This window comes from uncultured Nitrospira sp., from assembly GCA_902500695.1.
GTDB lineage: Bacteria > Nitrospirota > Nitrospiria > Nitrospirales > UBA8639 > Nitrospira_E.
In genome coordinates, this window is sequence record CABVRQ010000035.1 from 2430 (window position 1) to 5154 (window position 2725).

A 2725-nucleotide genomic window follows, 5' to 3' on the forward strand; every position below is an offset into this window, starting at 1 on the left:
TTCTTCCATTAATCTCGACATTGCCAATCGTATCCCCTTGCAACCTATCGCCGAAATCGCCTGGGAAAAACTCCATCTGGATGCGAGTCAAATCGAATTGTTTGGACGGTATAAGGCCAAAATTCCCTTAGCGTCACTCCCGCCATTTCCGAGCAAACCGGAGAGCAAGCTCATTCTGATAACCGCCATGAGCCCAACGACGGCCGGAGAAGGTAAGACCACCACGCTCATCGGTCTGGTGGATGGATTGAATAAGATCGGCGAACGGGCTGTTGCGGCTATTCGAGAGCCAAGTCTGGGTCCCTGTTTCGGGATGAAAGGCGGTGGATGTGGGGGTGGGTATGCCCAAGTGGTCCCCATGACCGACATCAATTTGCATTTCACTGGGGATTTTCATGCCATCACGTCCGCCCACAATTTGTTGGCGGCCCTGGTAGACAATCATGTGAATTGGGGGCACAAACCCCACATTGATTCCCGTCGGGTTACTTGGGGGCGGGTGCTGGATGTCAATGATCGGTCCCTGCGATCCGTGGTCACGGGGCTTGGGGGAAAGTCCAACGGGTTTACGAGGGAAGGACGGTTTGACATCACTGCGGCTTCCGAGGTCATGGCCATTCTGTGTTTGGCGACGGACCTCCAGGATCTTCAGCAACGGTTAGGCAATATCAAAGTGGGGCGGACCGTTAACAAAGAGATGGTCTTTGCGAAAGATATCCAGGCGGAGGGTGCCATGACCGTGTTACTCAAGGAGGCGCTCAATCCCAATCTTGTACAGACCCTGGAACATAATCCGGCCCTGGTTCATGGTGGTCCCTTCGGGAACATTGCCCATGGGTGTAGTTCCGTCGTGGCGACCAAGGCGGCGCTTACACTCGCTGATTACGTCGTGACAGAAGGTGGGTTTGGTGCCGATCTCGGGGCAGAGAAGTTTTTTAACATTAAATGCCGGCGATCCGGCCTCAAGCCGTCATGTGCCGTGGTGGTCGGGACGATTAAGGCGTTGAAGCTTCATGGTGGGGCGAAAGAAAAAGAACTTGAACAGGAAGATCTGGACGCGCTCCGGCAGGGGTTGCCAAATCTATTGCGCCATTTGGAAAATGTGAAAAAATTCGGGGTTCCGGCGGTCGTGGCCATCAATCAATTTACGAGTGATACTAAACGGGAGTTGGAACTGGTGGAACAGGCGTGTGCGGATCACGGGGTCAAAATGGCGCTGGCGAATCATTGGGCTGAGGGCGGAGCCGGTGCGCTTTCCCTGGCCGAAACCGTTCGTGAGGTTATCGAAAAAGAACCCGCCGATTTTCGCGTCCTGTACCCTGATACGATTCCGCTGGCAGAAAAAGTGCGAATCATCTCCAGAGAAATTTATCGGGCTGATGATGTTGAGATTCCGCCGGCTGTCCACGCCCGTTTTGCCGAACTCGAAAAAAACGGGTTTGGTCATTTCCCCATCTGTATGGCGAAGACGCAGTACAGCTTTTCCACTGACCCTGCCAAAAAAGGAGCCCCGACCGGATTTACTCTTCCGGTTCGCGAGGTTCGCCTCGCCATGGGTGCGGGATTTGTGGTGGTCATTACCGGGGATATGATGACGATGCCCGGGTTGCCGCGTGTTCCTGCGGCTCAATCGATCGGGATTGACGCAAAGGGAAACATTATCGGGTTGTTTTGAAAAGGAGCATGTGAAGCTGGCTGGCAGAAAAGGGGGGGGCGGTCCTGGGAATCAATTTCCCATCTGGGCGAGCAGGGAAGCCCGCTCTTCGTCGCTGACGCAATTGTCAATCCACGGATAAAGGATTTTTTCTTCCTTCACATTGTGGGCGGTGAGAACCTGGAGTAAGCCTTCTTCCGCTTCCTCGGTGGTAAGATCTCCTTCTGCGACTTTTGTCTGAATCTGTTCCAGAAAGTACTTGATCTGCCGATGTTCATTTCGCATGACCCCGGTCGGTCCATGGTCGCTGACCATTTCCGCTTGAGCCTCAAAGACCGGAAAGAGGATCTCCTCTTCCCACATGATATGTCGGTGCAGTCCGGTTACCAATTCTTGAAACAGTGACCGGGCTTTTTGAGCATCCTGCTTCTTGATTGTGTGAAACTGGTTGAATATCTCATCCAGGCGGTCATGGTCATGTCCCATAAACTCCGCGATAGTGGTTGTGGCCATACGTTCTCCTCTCATGCAGGCTGGGCGTCCCGGGTGGTCTCTAATTATCCTGGACTGACCAGCATAAGATCGTCAAGAGAATCCACGACATTACTCTTCGGTCGCGGCGCAAACCTTCTTAACTTATATCATGTTCGTTTTCCATCCGAGGGGAGCTGTGCTTCCCGGTCACGCGGAATGGCCGGTTGAGGAATGATCGACAGGGAAAATTTGAAATTTCAGTGGAAGCAGCAGACGGGAGCGTTCGAAAATGGGCAGTATTCAACCGTTCTGAAGAACGGCCACCAATGCTCGATTGTCTTCAGATCGTATCATCTTGTCTGGTTTTAGGATGACCAGTATAATGGTTAGATATCGAACCATTTGAAGGGGAGGGTTTCCAATGCCGCATGTGGATCAATATGTGTCAGTGACGCAGGCGAAGGCGCAACTCCTTGATCTGATCCGTCAACTACAAAAGCGTCAGGATACGGTAGGCATTACACGGGACGGAGTGCCCACGGCCGTGCTTCTCAGCATGGAGCATTTCGAAGGGCTTATGGAGACGCTGGACATTTT

Annotated in this window: 2 protein-coding genes; one reads left to right on the top strand and one right to left on the bottom strand. The window is 52.8% G+C overall.

Annotated elements, in window-relative coordinates:
• A partial coding sequence (locus AAH187_RS10370; RefSeq protein ID WP_342348387.1) for a formate--tetrahydrofolate ligase occupies positions 1-1675 on the top strand: 1675 nt, incomplete at its 5' end.
• Between the two features lie 51 nt (positions 1676-1726).
• On the opposite strand, the gene AAH187_RS10375 is transcribed toward AAH187_RS10370, so the two are convergent.
• Positions 1727-2167: a hemerythrin domain-containing protein gene (locus tag AAH187_RS10375; protein WP_342348388.1), complete on the bottom strand. Its 441-nt coding sequence runs from the start codon at positions 2165-2167 to the stop codon at positions 1727-1729.
• Positions 2168-2725 lie beyond the last annotated feature (558 nt).